The following is a 16943-nucleotide window of genomic DNA, read 5'->3' on the forward strand; positions in this document are numbered from 1 at the left end:
CGTGCAGTACGTGACCTTCACGCTCGGCGGGAGCCTGTACGGGGTCGACGTGACCCGTGTCCAGGAGGCGCTGCGCTCGCACGTGCGCACGCGCGTCCCGCTGGCCCCGGTCGGCACCGCCGGCCTCGTGAACCTCCGCGGCCAGGTGGTCCTGACGATCGACCTGCGTCCCCGGCTCGGCCTCGAGCCGCTCGCCGACGACGCGGAGCCGATGATGGTCGTCGTCCAGGTGGCCGGCGAGCCGATCAGCCTGCTCGTCGACGAGATCGGCGACGTCGTCGAGGTCGGCCCGGAGCGGTTCGAGCAGCCGCCCGACACGCTCGACGCGGAGCTCCGCGAGCTCATCCTCGGGGCGTACAAGCTCGAGGGCGACCTCCTGCTGGTCCTCGACGTCGACGCGGCGACCGCCACCTGAGCGAGTCACCCGGACGACCGTTCAACTGGGCGCGCACCCGGTCGATGTGCACGTCAGGCATGGATGCTGAGACGAGGAGCACGGACGCATGAGCACGACGACTCGGGACGCGCGGGCACTGCTGCGCCGCGGCGCCGACCTGCTCGCCCGGCGTGAGCCCGCCGGCCTCCTCCCGGGCGCCGGCACGCCGGCTCCGGCCGGGCCGGGCGACGGACCGACGTCCGGCACCGGCGGGGGTCGTGCCCACGGCGTCCTGGCGGTCGTGCGCGACCGCTCGGTGCGGACCAAGATCCTCACGTCGATCCTGCTGCTCGCCGTCGTCGCGGCGGTCTCGGGCGGGGCGGCCGTCGTCACGATGCAGGGCATCACGGCCCGCACGGCCGAGCTCGCCCGCCTCCAGGAGACGCTCGTCGCCAGCCGGGCCGAGGTCCAGAAGGACGTGACGACCGCCCGGCTCATCGTCGCGCAGCTCGCGGCGTTCGAGAAGGAGCAGCTCCAGGACGAGTGGCTCGCGCGGCAGAAGGACAACGACGCCGCGCTGCAGGCCGCGATCGCCGACCTCGACGCCGTGGGTGGCGGCGGCGAGACGTGGGAGAACTTCAAGATCGCGTACGCGCAGTGGATCAAGGTGCGCGACGTCCAGCTCGTGCCGGCCGCGCTGAAGAACGACACCCCCTACTACTCGAGCCTCGTGCAGAACGTGAGCCAGCCGCTGATCGACCGGCTCGAGGCGACGCTCGAGGCGCTCGAGGAGGACACGACCGCGTACTTCACGTCGGTCGCCGCCGAGGCCGAGCAGGATTCGCAGCGGGCCGTCACGGCGCTCGTCCTGACGCTCGGGACGGCGCTCGTCGTGGTCGTCGCGCTCGGGTACCAGACCGCGATGTCCATCCGGCGGGCCGCGCGCGAGGTCCAGGCGTCGCTCGAGGCGATGGCGGGCGGCGACTTCACGGTCGCGGCCCCCGTCCGCAGCCGCGACGAGCTCGGGCGCATGGCCGAGGCGCTCGGCGTCGCGCAGGCGGCGGTCCGCGAGACGCTCGTCGGCGTCGTCGAGATCGCGAGCACCGTCGCGGGCGCGGCGCACGAGCTCGCCGCCGCGAACGCCCAGGTCGCCGCGAGCTCCGAGGAGACGTCCGCGCAGGCCGGCGTCGTCGCGGCCGCGGCCGAGGAGGTCAACCGCAACGTGCACGTCGTCGCGGCGGGCGCCGAGGAGATGGGCGCATCGATCAGCGAGATCGCGCAGAACGCGAACCAGGCGGCCAAGGTTGCGACGGACGCGACGGGCGTCGCCGAGACGACGACGCAGACCGTCGCGCGCCTCGGGGTGTCGTCGTCGGAGATCGGCGACGTCGTCAAGGTCATCACGAGCATCGCCGCGCAGACCAACCTGCTCGCGCTCAACGCGACGATCGAGGCGGCGCGTGCCGGGGAATCCGGCAAGGGCTTCGCGGTCGTCGCCGGCGAGGTCAAGGAGCTCGCGCGCGAGACGGCGCTCGCGACCGAGGACATCACCCAGCGCGTCGAGGCCATCCAGGTGGACACGCGCCAGGCGGTCGCGGCGATCGAGGAGATCACCCACATCATCGCAGCGATCAACGACTACCAGCTGACGATCGCCTCCTCCGTGGAGGAGCAGACGGCGACGACGACCGAGATGTCGCGCGGCGTCCAGGAGGCCGCCGCAGGCTCGGGCGAGATCGCCGCGAACGTCACCGGCGTCGCGTCCGCCGCCGAGACCAGCTCGCGCGTGCTCGCGCAGATGAGCGACTCGGTCGTCGAGCTCGCGCGGCTCTCCGAAGAGCTGCGCGGCCGTACCGCCGCCTTCACGTACTGACGCGTCGCCGCGCACCGCGGCACACGCACCGGGCAACGCAGCAACGATCTGGAGAGGTACCCCCGTGAGACGTCCGACGAGAGCAGTCACCGCGCTCGTGCTGGTCGCGAGCACCACCGTGCTCGGTGCGTGCGCCCCGTCGGCGGGCGGTGAGCTCCTCGTCCAGCGCGTCGGGGTCGCGATGCCGACCACGACGCAGGAGCGCTGGGTGGACGACGCCACGAACGTCGAGGCGCAGCTCCGCGCGCTCGGCCACGAGGTCGACCTGCGGTACGCCGAGGACGACGCGCCGACGCAGGTCGAGCAGATCCGGGCGATGGTCGACTCGGGCGTCGAGGCGCTGGTCGTCGGCGCGGTCGACGGCAGCGCCCTGACGGACGTGCTCGCGGAGGCGGCCGACGCGGGCATCCCCGTGATCGCGTACGACCGGCTCATCCGCGACACGCGCGACGTCGCCTACTACGCGACGTTCGACAACGCCCGGGTGGGGCGCATGGAGGCGACCATGCTGCTCGAGGGCCTCGGGGTGGTCGACGAGCAGGGGGTGCCGACGGGCGCGACGGGCCCGTTCAGGGTCGAGCTGTTCGCCGGCTCGCCCGACGACAACAACGCGGTCGTCTTCTACGAGAGCGCGATGGAGGTCCTGCAGCCGTACCTGGACTCCGGCGTGCTCGTCGTGCCGTCGGGGGAGACGGCGTTCGACACGATCGCGACCCCCAAGTGGGACGGCGCGGTCGCTGCCGAGCGCATGCGCGCGCTGATGGACGGCTACGCCGCCCGCGGGGACACGCTCGACGGCTTCCTGTCGCCGAACGACGGCGTCGCCGTCGCGGTGCTCGAGGTGCTCGGTGACCTCGGCTACGGCACGCCCGCGCTGCCCTGGCCCGCGACGTGCGGGCAGGACGCCGACGTCCCGGCCGTCAAGCAGGTCGCCGCAGGTGTGCAGCACGCCACGATCTACAAGGACACCCGCCAGCTCGCGGAAGTCACCGTCTCGATGATCGAGGCGCTGCTCAAGGGCGAGGAGCCCGAGACCAACGACGTCACGTCGTACGACAACGGCGTGATGGTCGTGCCGTCCTACCTGCTGACCCCGCAGGTCGTGACGTCCGAGAACTACGTCGAGGTGCTCGTCGACGGCGGGTACTACACCGCTGAGGAGATCGCATGAACGCCCCGTCCACGACCGCCCCTCGTACGCGGGCGGGCTGGTTCTGGGACCGGCCCGTCGGCGCGAAAATCGCGACGTCGCTCGTCCTCATGGGGGTGACCTTCGCGGTCGTCGGCGGGGGCGGCGCGCTCGCCCTGCAGCGTGCGGGGGACCACCTCGAGGCCGTGCGCGGGCTGACCGACGACCTGCAGGGGTCGCTCTCCGAGCTCCGCACCGTGCAGGTGCAGAGCCACCTGCTCGTGCACCGCGCGGCCGAGGCGACGGACCCCGGGACCCGCGAGCAGCTGCTCACGTCGTCCGCGTGGAACGACCGGGCCGCCGACCGGCTCATCGACCAGGTCTCGAGCCACGCCGAGTCGGACACCCCGCAGTGGGACGACTTCGTCGAGCGGTGGGAGGCGTGGACCGCGTACCGGGACGCGACGTTGCTCCCGCTCGTGCAGGCCGGTGACGTCGAGGGGCTGAGCGGGGCGCTCGCCGCGTCGGCCGCGGGCGACCCCGAGCGGACGGGCCGCGCGCTGAGCCTCGCGGACGACCAGGTCAGCAACGAGGTCGAGGGCGTGATGGCCGCCGCCGCCGCCGAGATCCGGACGACGATCCTCGCGCTCGCCGTGGGCTTCGTCGTCGCGACGCTCGCCTCCGCGGCGGTCTCCGCGGCGGTGACCCGCCGCATCACCGCGGGTCTGCGCTCGGTGAGCGCGAGTCTCGACGCGATGGCCGGCGGCGACCTGACGGTCGCGACGCGCGTGCCGAGCCACGACGAGCTCGGCCGCATGGCCGCGTCGCTGTCGACGGCGCAGGCGTCGCTGCGCGAGGCGCTCGGCGGGGTCGTCGAGACCGCGCGGACCGTCGCCGCGGCGGCGCAGGACCTCGCGTCGTCGAACGCGCAGGTCGCCGCGAGCTCGCAGGAGACGTCCGCCCAGGCCGGCGTGGTCGCGGCCGCCGCCGAGGAGGTCAACCGCAACGTGCACGGCGTCGCCGCCGGCGCCGAGCAGATGGGCGCCTCGATCCGCGAGATCGCGCAGAACGCCAACCAGGCCGCCAAGGTCGCCTCCGACGCGACCGGCGTCGCGGCGCACACCACGCAGACCGTGGCCCGGCTCGGGGTCTCGTCCTCGGAGATCGGCGACGTCGTCAAGACGATCACGAGCATCGCGGAGCAGACCAACCTCCTGGCGCTCAACGCGACGATCGAGGCCGCGCGCGCCGGGGAGGCCGGCAAGGGCTTCGCGGTCGTCGCGGGCGAGGTCAAGGAGCTCGCGCGCGAGACCGCCCGGGCCACCGAGGACATCGCGCGCCGCGTCGACGCCATCCAGCTCGACACCACGGGGGCCGTCGCCGCGATCGAGCAGATCACGCACATCATCGGGTCGATCAACGACTACCAGCTGACGATCGCGTCGTCGGTCGAGGAGCAGACGGCGACGACCACCGAGATGTCGCGCGGCGTCCAGGAGGCCGCCGCGGGGTCGGGTGAGATCGCCGCGAACATCACGGGCGTCGCGTCGGCCGCCGAGACGAGCTCGCACGTGCTCGCCCAGATGAGCGCGTCGGTCGTCGAGCTCGCCCGGCTCTCGGACGAGCTCCGTGAGCGGACGGTCGCCTTCACGTACTGAGATCGCCCACCGCTCGCCCGGTCCGGGCCTCATCGCGGACGCGTCGGTGCCGATCGGTGGACCGACGACAGCGGGGCACCGCCCCACCACCGCGAGGAGCGCACGCCATGACGACGACCGGTCCCTCCGCCCGCACGGGCGACACCGGCACCACGACCTCCGGCCGTGGGCTGACGAGCTCGATCCGCGGCAAGCTGTTCGGCGTGATCGGCGTGCTGTCGGCCGTCGCGGTCGCCATCGGCGGCCTCGGCGTCTACGAGGCGGGCCACCTCGCGGCGAAGACCGCGGAGCTCGCGGACGTCCAGACCTCGGTCGGCGACCCGCTCGCGACGGTCCACGAGGACCAGCTCAAGGCCCGGATGATCGTCGCCCAGCTCGGCGCGCTCGACTCCGAGGAGGCCGAGGAGTTCTGGCTCGCCGAGCAGGCCGACAACGACGCGGAGCTGCAGGCGGCGCTCGACGAGGTCACCGTCGTCATCGGTGACCTGGTCCCCGAGCTCGCCGAGTTCACCGCGAACTGGGAGGCGTGGAAGGACGCGCGCGACACCCAGCTCGTCCCGGCCGCGCTCGAGGACGACGCCGTCGAGTACGAGCGCGTCCTGACGGACGTGACCGAGCCGATCAAGGGCGAGTTCGTCGACCAGCTCGACTCGATCGAGGCCGGCATGACCGAGTACATCGCGGGCATCGCGGCCGACGCGCAGGGCGCCGCCGACACGGCTCGCACGATCCTGCTCGTGGCGCTCGTCGCCGGCATCGGTGTCGTGGTCGCGCTCGGGCTGCTGCTCGCCCGGTCGATGCGCGCCTCGGTGCTCGAGGTGCAGCGCGCGGTCGAGGCGATGGAGCACGGCGACCTCACGGTCCGCGCCCAGGTCACGACGAACGACGAGCTCGGTGCCATGGCCCGCTCGCTCGGCAAGGCCCAGGACGCGATGCGCGCCACGCTCGGCCGCGTCGCGGCGACCTCGCGCGAGCTCGCGTCGTCCGCCGAGCTGATGTCCGCCTCGACGCACGAGCTCGCCTCGGGCTCCGAGGAGACCTCCGCGCAGGCCGGGGTCGTCGCGGCGGCGGCCGAGCAGGTCAGCCGCAACGTGCAGACGGTCGCGGCCGGCGCCGAGCAGATGGGCGCCTCGATCCGCGAGATCGCGCAGAACGCCAACGAGGCCGCGAAGGTCGCCTCGCAGGCCGTCGTGCACGCCCAGGAGGCCGCGACCACGGTCGGGGCGCTCGGCGAGAGCTCGCAGGAGATCGGCAACGTCGTCAAGGTCATCACGAGCATCGCGGAGCAGACCAACCTCCTGGCGCTCAACGCGACGATCGAGGCCGCGCGCGCCGGAGAGGCCGGCAAGGGCTTCGCGGTCGTCGCCGGCGAGGTCAAGGACCTCGCGCAGGAGTCCGCGCGCGCCGCCGAGGACATCGCCTCGCGGATCGCCGCGAACCAGAGCCAGACGACGTCCGCGGTCGCGGTGATCAGCCAGGTCGGCCGCATCATCGAGAGCATCAACGACTACCAGATGACCATCGCGTCGGCCGTCGAGGAGCAGACCGCGACGACCACCGAGATGTCGCGCAGCGTCGGGGAGGCCGCCACGGGCTCCGGCGACATCGCCGCGAACATCACGGGCGTCGCGTCGTCCGCGGCGTCGGCGAGCGCCGTCGTGAGCCGCACGAACGACCAGGTGGTCGACCTCGCCCGGATGTCCGCCGAGCTGCGCGAGCAGGTCGGGGCCTTCCGCTACTGAGGGTGTTCTCACCCGTCCGGGTACTCACCCGCACGGGCCGTCGGCCGATGAGGACGACGCGTCACCGCACGGTGGCGCGTCGAGGGGGAGAGCACGTGTCACGCATCCGGGTTCTGGTGGTCGACGACTCCGTCGTGGTCCGCCGGCTCGTCACCGACACGCTCGCCGGGGACCCGGCGATCGACGTGGTCGGCACGGCCGCGAACGGTCAGATCGCGCTCACCAAGGTCGAGCAGCTCGCTCCCGACCTCGTCACGATGGACATCGAGATGCCCGTCATGGACGGCATCGGCGCGGTCCGGGCGCTGCGGGCCACGGGCTCGCGGGTCCCGATCATCATGTTCTCGACGCTCACGGAGCGGGGCGCGTCGGCGACGCTCGACGCGCTCGCCGCGGGCGCCACGGACTACGTCACGAAGCCCGCGAACGTCGGGAGCGTCAGCGAGTCGCTCGCGACGGTCGCCCGCGAGCTCATCCCGCGCATCAAGGCGCTCGTGCCGAACCGCGGCCACGGGGGCGCGCTCGCGACCTCGGCGCCCGGGACGGCCGCTGCTGCCGGGGCACCGGCCCTGCGCCCGCTCGGCACGCGGACCGTCACGCTGCGGCCCGCACCGCGCCCGCGCCCGGTCCGGGCGGTCGTCGTCGGCTCCTCGACGGGCGGGCCGGAGGCCCTCTCGCGGGTCTTCACGGCGCTGTCGAGCCCGCTGCCCGTCCCCGTGCTCGTGGTGCAGCACATGCCCCCGGTCTTCACGCGACAGCTCGCCGCGCGGCTCGACCGCGCGACGGGCGGCACGGTCGTCGAGGCGGCCGGCGGCGAGGAGCTGCGCCCCGGCCACGTGTACATCGCGCCGGGCGACCACCACCTCGAGCTCCAGCGCTCCGCGAGCGGCGCGCGCACCGTGCTCACGCAGGGACCGCCGGTGAACTTCTGCCGGCCCGCGGTCGACGTCCTGTTCCGCTCGGCGGTCGGCGTCTACGGCGGCGACCTGCTCGCGGTCGTCCTCACCGGCATGGGCTCCGACGGCCGCGCCGGCTGCGAGGACGTCGTCGCCGCGGGCGGCACCGTCTACGCGCAGGACGAGCGCTCGAGCGTCGTGTGGGGCATGCCCGGCGCCGTCGCGACCGCCGGCCTCGCGCACCGCGTCCTCCCGCTCGACCAGGTCGCCCACACGCTCGTGGGCGCCGTCCAGAACGCCGTCGGCACCGCCGCCGCCCGAGCCGCAGGAGGTGCCGCATGACCCTCACGCCGGAGAGCTTCAGCTACGTCGCCGACGTCGTCCGTCAGCGCAGCGCGATCCAGCTCGACCTCGGCAAGGAGTACCTCGTCGAGAGCAGGCTCCTGCCCATCGTGCGCGAGCGCGGGCTCGCCGACGTCGACGCGTACGTGCGCGCCCTGCGCGCCCGCCCCGACCAGGCCGAGCTCGAGCTCGTCGTCGAGGCGCTGACGACCAACGAGACCTCGTGGTTCCGTGACGCGACGCCGTTCACCGCGCTGACCCAGCACGTCGTGCCCGAGCTGCTCGCGGCCCGGGGCGCCGGCACGTCGCTGCGCGTGTGGTCCGCGGCGTGCTCGACGGGCCAGGAGGCCTACAGCGTCGCGATGGCGCTCGACGACGCCCTGCCGGGCGTGCGCGTGCAGATCACCGCGACCGACATCTCCGAGCAGGTGCTCGCGCGCGGACGTGCGGGGAGGTACACGCAGCTCGAGGTCAACCGCGGCCTGCCCGCGTCGATGCTCGTCAAGCACTTCACGCGCACGGGCACCGACTGGGAGATCAGCCAGCGGTTCCGCTCGATGGTGACGTTCCAGCGGCACAACCTGCTGCACGCGCCGCCCGCCGGGCAGTTCGACGTCGTGTTCCTGCGCAACGTCCTCATCTACTTCGACCTCGCGACCAAGCGCGAGGTCCTGCGCCGGGCCCGCTCCGTGGTGCGTCCGGGGGGCTACCTGCTCCTCGGCGCCGCGGAGACCACGCTCGGCATCGACGACGACTGGGAGCGGGTCCCCGTGGGCCGCAGCTCCGTGTACCGGCACAACGCCCGGAGGGCAGCATGAGAGCGCTCGTGATCGACGACTCCCGCACGATGCGCCGCATCGTCGCGGGTGCCCTGGGCCGGCTCGGCTACGAGACGGTCGAGGCGGGGGACGGCCAGGAGGCGCTCGACGTGCTCGAGGCCGGCGGCCGCTACGACCTCGCCTGCATCGACTGGAACATGCCCGTGATGGACGGGCTCACGTTCGTGACGAACGTCCGGGCCAACCCGCACTGGCGCTCCGTGACGCTCATGATGGTCACGACGGAGAGCGAGCACGGGCAGATCGTCCGCGCCCTGGCCGCGGGCGCGCACGAGTACATGATCAAGCCGTTCACCCCGGACGCGCTCCGGGACAAGCTCGAGCTGCTCGGGCTGCTGCCTCTCGAGGAGACCGTATGAGCCCGCTCGCCCCGTTCGACACGGTCCAGATCACCGCGATCGCCGAGGAGGTCTTCACGGCGATGGTCGACGGCGAGCCCGGGCACCTCGTGCCGTGGGCCGGCGACGTCCCGGTGCTCGCGGACCCGTTGCACGCGTGGGTCGAGATCCACGGCGCGTTCGCGGGCCGGACGCTGCTGTCGACCGACGTGTCGACGGCGGACGACCTGGCGCGCGCGCTCCTCGGGATGCCGGCGGACGAGGCCGTCTCGGAGGACGACCTGGTCGACGCGTTCGGCGAGGTGGTGAACGTGGTCGGCGGCAACCTCAAGGCGCTGCTGCCGGTCCAGGAGAAGCTGACCATGCCGCGGGTCGGGCGCACCGCGCCGGACACGCACGGGGCGACCCGGATCGACGGCGTGGTCCTGGCCTGGCGGGGGCGTCCTCTGGACGTGTCCGTCTGGCAGATCTGACGGTCGTGGGGGCCCTCAGGATGACGACTCGACGAAGTGGGTGGTGAAGGTGCTGCGAGTGCTGGTGGCCGACGACAGCCGCGTGATGCGGCAGATCGTCGTGCGCACGTTGCGCCAGGCAGGGTACGACTGGGACGTCCGGGAGGCGCCGGACGGCGCCGCGGCGCTCGAGATGGTGCGCGCGGACGAGCCCGACCTGGTGCTGTCCGACTGGAACATGCCGGAGATGACCGGCATCGAGCTGCTGCGGGCGATGCGGAGCGAGGGCTTCGAGACGCCCTTCGCGTTCGTGACGTCCGAGGGCTCGCCGGAGATGCGGCAGACGGCCGACGAGGCGGGGGCGCTGTTCCTCATCGCGAAGCCGTTCACCGCGGACACGTTCCGCGACGCGATCGAGCCGGTGCTCGCGTGAGCGCCGAGACCCCGCTGCCTGCGGCGAAGGACGTCCGCGAGCTGTTCGAGGGGCTGCTCGGGCGCGACGTCCAGGTCGCGACGGGCGGCGCGATGGTCGACCCGACCGCGGAGTTCGGGGCGGCGGTCGGCGTCTACGTCGACAACATGCTCCGGCTCACGGCCCTCGTGATCCTCGACCTGGAGCTCGCGGCGCGCGTCGGTGCGGCGATCGGGCTCGTGCCCGCGCGCGGCGCCGAGGAGGCGATCGGTGCGGGTGCGCTGCCCGACAACCTGCTGGAGAACGCGTCGGAGGTGCTCAACATCACGGCGTCGCTGTTCAACGCCGAGGGGGCCCCGCACGTCAAGCTCGACGTCGTGTACGCGCCCGGCGAGCCGGTGCCTGCGGACGTGGCGCAGTGGGTGCTCGCCTACGTGCGCCGCACGGACCTCGACGTCGACGTCGCCGGGTACGGCCCGGGCCGGTTCTCGCTGCTGGTGATCTGACGCACGCCGTCCGCCGGGCTGCCCGGCGGGACGGTGCGGGCGCGCGCCCGGGGCGGTCGCGCCGAGGACGGTCGTGCCGAGGACGGTCGTGCCGAGGGCGCGCGCCCCGAGCGCGCGCACACCTGGACGGTCGCGCACGTGGCCGTTCCCTCGTGAGGGCTCTCACATGCCCGAATTGCCCCGGGTCAGGTCACGATCGGATAACGTGACCCGGATGGAGCAGCCGAGCCACGCCCCCGCGTCCCCTCGCCGGCGTGAGCTTCGCGAGTTCCGGGCGGCGCGCTCGCGTCGTCGCCGCGTGCGGGTGCGCGCGATCGTCGTGACCTCCGTCGCCCTGTGCACGGGTGCGCTCTCCGCGTGGGCGACGGTCCCGTCGCTGCGCACCGACGGCCCGCAGCAGACACTCGCGGCGCTCCCGGCCGCCGTCTCCCAGCTCGTGGACCGTGGCGACGACGTGTCTCGCGGCGGCGGGCGGCGCCCGCAGCCCTCGCCGCTCGCGACCGCGACGGGTACCCCGACCGTGACGCCCGAGCCGTCGGCGACGGACCCGGCGCCCGAGGTCCAGCCCACCGCGACGCCGACCGCGACGCCCACCGCGGCCCCGACCGCGCAGCCGTCCTCGCCGGCCGCTCCCCCCGAGGGCGACCCGGCGCCCGCCCCGCCCGAGGCGCCCGCCCCGACCGCGGACCAGCAGTTCGCCGCGACGCTCGTGACGCTGACCAACGAGCAGCGCGCCGCCGCGGGCCTGGGCGCGCTCACCGTGTCCGACTGCGCGACGCAGCAGGCCGTCGCGCGCGCCGGGGTGCTCGTCGCCGAGAACCGCTTCGAGCACGACCCCCTCGAGCCCATCCTCGCGGCGTGCGGCCCCGGCTCCGCGGGGGAGAACCTCGCGCTCGGCTACCGGACGCCCGCCGACATGATGGCCGGGTGGATGGGCTCGGAGGGGCACCGCGCGAACATCCTGCGTGCGTACTCCTCGATCGGCATCGGGTGCGTCTCGAGCTCGCGCGGGGTGCTGTGCGCGCAGGTCTTCCTGGGCTGACGCCCCTGACGGCCCAGGCGCCGACGCGCCGACCGCGTGCCGACGGCCCGCGGGTCAGCCGCGGACGACCTGCACGAGCGTCGTGACCGCCGGGGCGAGCTCGTCCCACGACCTCCGGAACACCTCGGCGCTGTGGCCGTAGGGGTCCACGACGTCGTCGGCGCTCGGCTCGGCCGTGACCCGCCCGCGCTGGGCCGCCGCGAGCGGCACCAGCGCCCGCAGGCGGTCGCCGACCCCGGCGCCGGCCGGGAGCTGGGCGCGGTCCACGTGGGACGCGAGCCGCGCGAGCTCACGCAGCGTGAACGTGCGACGGACCGCACCGGGGAACAGCTCGACGACGGCCGAGCGGTGCCGGCGCGTGAGCGCGAGCACGAGGTCGGCCGAGCGCACGATGTCCGGCGTCAGCTGGCGCGCCGCGAAGCCCCCGGCGTCGACGCCGGCTCCGTGCAGCAGGTCCACCATGAGCGGGCTGACGGGGGCGCCGACCACAGCGCCCGTGCCGGCGGACGAGACGACGGCGCCGTCCGGGCCGGCCGCCGGCCCGTGCAGCGCGCGGCCGACGGGCCACGGCGCACCGAGGCCCGTCGCGAGCAGCCGCTCGACCGCGGGGGAGCGGCAGATGTTGCCCGTGCACACGGCGAGGACGTGGAACGGCCGGGGCGCGTCAGGGGTGGTCACACGTCCATCATGCCTGCGCGCCGTGGCCCGCCGGTCGCGCCGCGCGTCGCGCCGCCCGTGGTGCCGCCCGTCCTGGTCGGTCGTCCCAGGAGCCGCGGGTAGCATCGCGGCGGCCGTGGGGAGCGGCCACGGGGGTCGTCGCGCGAGCGGCCGCGCCCGCGTGCACCACGGGAGGGGCGGGCGTGACGGAAGCGGCGGAGGGCTCGCTGTGGGGACCGTCGGAGGGCGACGACCCCGACCGGCGGCCGGAGCGGCACCGTCGCGCCCGGCGCCGGCGCCGGCGTGGTGCCGCCGTGGCGCTCGCACTGGCCCTCGGCGTGCTCGTGGTCGTCGCCGCAGTGCTCTCTCTCGGGTACGACGCGCTGCGCGCCCGGGAGGCGCTCGAGCTGGCCCGGGCCGACGTCCGGACGCTCCAGGACCGCGTCGTCGCCGGGGACGTCGACGGTGCGGCGGCTGTGCTGCCGCGGCTCCAGGAGCGCGCGGGGACGGCCTACGACAGGACCCACGGCCCGCTCTGGGGAGCAGCGGCACGGCTGCCGTGGGTGGGCAGCGACGTCCAGGCCGTCCGCACGGTGAGCGCGGTCGTCGACGGGCTGGCGAGGGACGCCCTGCCCGCGTTGATGCAGGCCACGACGGTGGTGGACCCCGCGTCGCTGGCTCCCGTCGACGGGCGCCTCGACCTCGCGCCGATCTCTGCCGTGGCGCCGCAGGTCGTCGCCGCGGACGCCGCGGTGCAGCGGGCCCGGGAGGACCTCGACGCGGTCGACACGGACGAGCTGCGGGGCCTCGTCGCGGGGCCGGTGCTCCAGCTCCGCGAGCAGGTCGCCGACGTCGCCATGACCACGGCCACGGCCGCGCGGGCGGTCACGCTCCTGCCGTCGATGCTCGGCGGGGCAGGGCCGCGCGAGTACCTGCTGCTCGTGCAGAACAACGCCGAGCAGCGGGCGACCGGGGGCATCCCGGGGATCGTCGTGCACCTGCGGGCGGACGCCGGCGCGGTGACCATCGTCGGGCAGCGCAGCGGCGGGTCGCTCGCCGGGCTGGCCGAGCCGGTGCTCCCGCTGACCCCGGCCGAGGACGCCCTGTTCGGCCCGCTGCTGGCGACCGACGTGCGGGACGTGACGTTCACCCCCGACTTCACCCGCAGCGCGGCGCTCGCGCGGGAGATCTGGCTCCGCGAGGTCGGCGGGACGGTCGACGGGGTCGTCTCGATCGACCCCGGGGCGCTCGCGCACGTGCTCGCCGCGACGGGACCCGTCGACGTGGAGCGCGGCGTGACGCTCACGGCGGAGAACGCCGTGGAGACCCTGCTCAGCACGGTGTACCTCGAGATCCCGCAGGCGACGCGGCAGGACGCCTTCTTCGCGTCCGCCGCCGGTGCGGTCTTCGGCGCGGTCGTCGACGGGCAGGGCGAGGCGCCCGCGGTCGTCGACGCGCTCGCCCGGGGGGCACGCGAAGGGCGCCTGCTGGTGTGGTCGGCGCACGAGGAGGAGCAGGCCCGGCTGACCGGGACGGTGCTGTCCGGCGAGCTGCGCGGGAGCGACGGCGCGTCCGCCACGGTGGGCGTGTACCTCAACGACGGCACCGAGGCGAAGATGGGGTACTACGTCGACCTGGACGTCACGGGGACCGCGCTGGCGTGCTCGCCCGACGGCAGGCAGAGCCTGCTCGTCACGGTCGACCTCACGTCGAACGCACCCGCGGACGCCGCGGGGCTGCCCGCGTACGTCACCGGTGACGGGGCGGTCGTGGAGCCCGGGCTCGTACGGACGAACGTGCTGGTCTACGCCCCGGCGGGCGGACGGCTGGAGGCGACCCGGGTGAATTCGACCCCCGCCCCGGCATTTGCCCAGGTGCATGACGGGCTGGGCGTGGAAAGCCGGACATTTACCCTCGAACCCGGGCAGCGCACGACCCTGGAGATCGAGGTGCGCACCGCGCCCGGGCAGGCCAAGAATGCGACAATTCGGCATACTCCGACAGCGCGCCAGAACGGCCCCGTCGCCATTCCTTCCGCATGCTGACGCCGCGATGTACCGTGTGGCCCAGCACGATTGTGCGCCAGCGTCTTTTTGCCTACCCGTGGGGGGGACTCACACATGATTCGCCGTAAGGTCCTGATCGTCGCGGCTGCCGCCGCCCTCGTCCTCGCGCCGTCCGCAGCCTTCGGCTACGGCGCGCAGGACTACACCAACAAGGGCACGGTGTCGGACTCGACGCCGGCCGCCGGCCAGTCGTTCTCGGTCACCGTGCAGGGCCCGGCGAACGCGCCCGTGACGCTCACCGTGACGTCGAACCCGGCGTCGCTGCCCGACTCCGCGATCACCGTCGCGGGCACCAAGACCCTCACGAAGACGACCAACGCCGCAGGCACGGCCGTCTTCACCGTCACGGTCGCGGAGGTCGGCACCTACACGGTCGTCGCCGCCGACGCGGCGTCGGGCGCGGTCCTGAGCACGCAGGTCATCACGGTCGCCGGTGCGGCTGCGCCGGCCGCTGCGGCCGGTGGCACGACCACCGCCGCGCTCCCGACGACCGGGTCGGACGCGCTCCCGCTCGGTCTCGGCGCCGGTGCGCTCGTGCTCGCGGGTGCGGGTGCGGTCGTCGTCGCGAAGCGTCGTCGCGGGGTCACCGCCGCCTGAGTGCGGTCGTCCCCCCAGCAGTGCCGAGAAGGGCCCCCGCCGACGGCGGGGGCCCTTCTCGTGCGTGAGCCCGCTCCGCGCGCCACGTCGCGCGGTCGTGTCCCACTCCTGCTCCGGCACCGCCCGGCCGCGCGCCGGACGGCACCCGGACCGCGCCGCCGTGCTCCCGGCACGGGACGGGGCCCCCGCCGTGACGGCGAGGGCCCCATGGACCGTGGGCGGGCGGCAGCGCGTCAGTGCGGCGTGCGCTGGTCTCCCGCGCCCGACGGGGACCCGCTGAGCGGCTCGCCGGGCCACAGCCCCGCGATCCCCTCGCCGCGCTGCTGCGAGGCGCTGATCGGCTGGCGCGACGGTGCCGCGGACCGGGTCGGGCGTGCGTCCTGGGCCGACCGGCGCAGCGCGCGGCTCCCGCGGCGGCCCGACGGTGGCGTCACGGGCTCGCCCGTGGACGTGTGGGAGGCGTAGTCGTAGTACGTGTACGCGTCGCCCTGCTTGCGGACCTGCTGGTTCACCACGACGCCGAGGATCCGCGCGCCGACGGTCTCGAGCGCGCCGATCGACTCCGCGAGCTGGTTCCGGTGCAGCTTGTTGGCGCCGACGACCAGGACCGCTCCGCCCGTGAGCTTCGACAGGATCGCCGCGTCGGTCACGGGGAGCAGGGGAGCGGTGTCCACGAGCACGATGTCGTACGTGCGCGTCAGCTTGTCGAGCAGGTTCGCCATCGCCTGCGAGCCCAGGAGCTCGCTCGGGTTCGGTGGGATCTGGCCCGACGGCAGCACGTGCAGGTAGCCGTTGCCCCACGGCTGGATGACGTCCTCGACGGCCGCCTTGCCGATGAGCACCGTGGTCAGTCCGACCCCGCCCTCGAGGCCCATGTACCGCGCGACGGACGGGCGGCGCAGGTCGGCGTCGATGAGCGCGACCCGCGAGCCCGCGTCGGCGAGGCTGATCGCGGTGTTGATCGTCGTGGTCGACTTGCCCTCGCCGGGCAGCGACGACGTGACGACGATCGACTGCGGGCGGTCCGCGATGTCGAGGAACTGCAGGTTCGTGCGCAGCCGGCGGAACGCCTCGGCACGGTGGCTGTGCGGGCTGCTCTGCACGATGAGCGGGTGCTGCGGGGCGTCTTCGTCGTACCCGATCGTGCCGATGACCGACGTCGAGGTGACCTTGGCGACGTCCGCCTCGCCGCGGACCCGGGTGTCGAGGACCTCCCGCAGGACCGCGATGCCCACGCCGAGCGCGAGCCCGACGAGGACGCCGAGCGCGAGGTTCAGCTTGGTGTTGGGGGTCGTCGGCGACGTGGGGGCCGCGGCCGCTCGGACGACCGAGATCTTCACCGCGGACGGCCCGCCCGCGGCCGGCGTCTCGATGTCGGAGATGACGTCGGTGAACTCGTCGGCGATCGAGTCGGCGAGCGCGGCGGCGATCGCCGGGTTCTCGTCGGTCACCGAGAGGTTGATGAGGGACGTGTTCGCGGGCGAGTCCGCGGTGACGCGCCCGGCGAGCTCCTCGGCCCGGGCGTCGATGCCCATGTCGTCGATCACGGGCCCGAGCACGAGCGGGCTCGTGGCGAGCTGCGTGTACGACGTGACCTGCTGTCGTGTGAAGCTCGAGCCCTGGAGCAGCTCGGTGGTCGACGAGCTCCCCTGCACCGACACGAAGACCTGGGTCGTCGCCTGGTACATCGGCGTCGCGAGCAGCGAAGCCGCGACGGCGCCGGCCACGGCCAGCGCCGTGAGGACGACGATCGAGACCCACCGCTTGCGCAGAATGGTCAGATAGTCCTGCAGCTCCACCGATTCGCTCCTGCTCCCCGCGTCACGGCCCTGCACCGCAACCGGTAAATTCTCGCACGCAGGGCAGCCAATAAGGCATCCCGGGGCCCTCCCGCTCGCTTCCCGGCGATATTCACCCGTTCGCTGTCCGAATTGCACGGGATTGTCTCGGGCGGTCCTGGTTACCCTGGACAGACGTCGCTGCGCACGTATTCTCGGGGCGAGGACGAAGACACGGTC

The 16943-nt window shown here is 74.0% G+C and carries 16 protein-coding genes; 14 read left to right on the top strand and 2 right to left on the bottom strand.

The genetic code is table 11. From position 1 onward, the window contains the following. The first annotated feature begins 1 nt into the window (after position 1). The 12 genes from ACWFNE_RS19130 (at position 2) to ACWFNE_RS19185 (ending at position 11605) form a co-directional block, all read left to right on the top strand. On the top strand, positions 2–415 hold the full coding sequence (locus ACWFNE_RS19130) for a chemotaxis protein CheW (RefSeq protein WP_309485012.1): 414 nt from the start codon (positions 2–4) through the stop codon (positions 413–415). An 88-nt stretch (positions 416–503) separates the two neighbouring features. After that, the gene (locus tag ACWFNE_RS19135) at positions 504–2249 is read left to right on the top strand and encodes a methyl-accepting chemotaxis protein (protein ID WP_452124009.1); all 1746 of its coding nucleotides are present in this window, start codon (positions 504–506) and stop codon (positions 2247–2249) included. Between the two features lie 64 nt (positions 2250–2313). Next, on the top strand, positions 2314–3420 hold the full coding sequence (locus ACWFNE_RS19140; RefSeq protein WP_452124010.1) for a substrate-binding domain-containing protein: 1107 nt from the start codon (positions 2314–2316) through the stop codon (positions 3418–3420). Beyond that, entirely contained in the window at positions 3417–5036 is a 1620-nt protein-coding gene (locus tag ACWFNE_RS19145) for a methyl-accepting chemotaxis protein (protein ID WP_452124011.1), read from the top strand. The genes ACWFNE_RS19140 and ACWFNE_RS19145 overlap by 4 nt, the downstream gene beginning before the upstream one ends. Positions 5037–5143: 107 nt before the next feature. After that, a complete protein-coding gene (locus ACWFNE_RS19150; protein WP_452124012.1) occupies positions 5144–6778 on the top strand; it encodes a methyl-accepting chemotaxis protein in 1635 nt (544 codons plus the stop codon). A 95-nt stretch (positions 6779–6873) separates the two neighbouring features. Further along, the gene (locus ACWFNE_RS19155; RefSeq protein WP_452124013.1) at positions 6874–8016 is read left to right on the top strand and encodes a protein-glutamate methylesterase/protein-glutamine glutaminase; all 1143 of its coding nucleotides are present in this window, start codon (positions 6874–6876) and stop codon (positions 8014–8016) included. Next, entirely contained in the window at positions 8013–8834 is an 822-nt protein-coding gene (locus ACWFNE_RS19160) for a CheR family methyltransferase (protein WP_452124014.1), read from the top strand. Before ACWFNE_RS19155 ends, ACWFNE_RS19160 begins: the two co-directional genes overlap by 4 nt. Next, positions 8831–9214: a response regulator gene (locus ACWFNE_RS19165; RefSeq protein WP_034634097.1), complete on the top strand. Its 384-nt coding sequence runs from the start codon at positions 8831–8833 to the stop codon at positions 9212–9214. Before ACWFNE_RS19160 ends, ACWFNE_RS19165 begins: the two co-directional genes overlap by 4 nt. Further along, positions 9211–9666 (top strand): chemotaxis protein CheX, encoded by a 456-nt coding sequence (locus tag ACWFNE_RS19170; RefSeq protein WP_452124015.1) that lies wholly within the window; start codon positions 9211–9213, stop codon positions 9664–9666. The genes ACWFNE_RS19165 and ACWFNE_RS19170 overlap by 4 nt, the downstream gene beginning before the upstream one ends. Before the next feature lie 52 nt (positions 9667–9718). Then, positions 9719–10078, top strand: a complete 360-nt coding sequence (locus ACWFNE_RS19175; RefSeq protein WP_452124068.1) for a response regulator — start codon at positions 9719–9721, stop codon at positions 10076–10078. After that, the gene (locus tag ACWFNE_RS19180) at positions 10075–10563 is read left to right on the top strand and encodes a hypothetical protein (protein ID WP_452124016.1); all 489 of its coding nucleotides are present in this window, start codon (positions 10075–10077) and stop codon (positions 10561–10563) included. The genes ACWFNE_RS19175 and ACWFNE_RS19180 overlap by 4 nt, the downstream gene beginning before the upstream one ends. Positions 10564–10777: 214 nt before the next feature. Further along, positions 10778–11605 carry a CAP domain-containing protein gene (locus tag ACWFNE_RS19185; protein WP_452124017.1) on the top strand — a complete coding sequence of 276 codons (828 nt, stop codon included), beginning with the start codon at positions 10778–10780 and terminating at the stop codon, positions 11603–11605. 54 nt (positions 11606–11659) lie between these two features. Here ACWFNE_RS19185 and ACWFNE_RS19190 read toward each other — a convergent pair whose 3' ends face one another. After that, positions 11660–12283 carry an arsenate reductase/protein-tyrosine-phosphatase family protein gene (locus tag ACWFNE_RS19190; RefSeq protein WP_452124018.1) on the bottom strand — a complete coding sequence of 208 codons (624 nt, stop codon included), beginning with the start codon at positions 12281–12283 and terminating at the stop codon, positions 11660–11662. 293 nt (positions 12284–12576) lie between these two features. Here ACWFNE_RS19190 and ACWFNE_RS19195 point away from each other — a divergent pair, with 293 nt between their 5' ends. Further along, a complete protein-coding gene (locus ACWFNE_RS19195) occupies positions 12577–14307 on the top strand; it encodes a DUF4012 domain-containing protein (protein ID WP_452124019.1) in 1731 nt (576 codons plus the stop codon). A 75-nt stretch (positions 14308–14382) separates the two neighbouring features. Continuing rightward, the gene (locus ACWFNE_RS19200) at positions 14383–14925 is read left to right on the top strand and encodes an LPXTG cell wall anchor domain-containing protein (RefSeq protein WP_452124020.1); all 543 of its coding nucleotides are present in this window, start codon (positions 14383–14385) and stop codon (positions 14923–14925) included. Between the two features lie 233 nt (positions 14926–15158). Here ACWFNE_RS19200 and ACWFNE_RS19205 read toward each other — a convergent pair whose 3' ends face one another. Then, positions 15159–16724 (bottom strand): polysaccharide biosynthesis tyrosine autokinase, encoded by a 1566-nt coding sequence (locus ACWFNE_RS19205; protein WP_452124021.1) that lies wholly within the window; start codon positions 16722–16724, stop codon positions 15159–15161. Between the last annotated feature and the right edge of the window lie 219 nt (positions 16725–16943).

The organism is Cellulomonas sp. NPDC055163 (genome assembly GCF_053607065.1).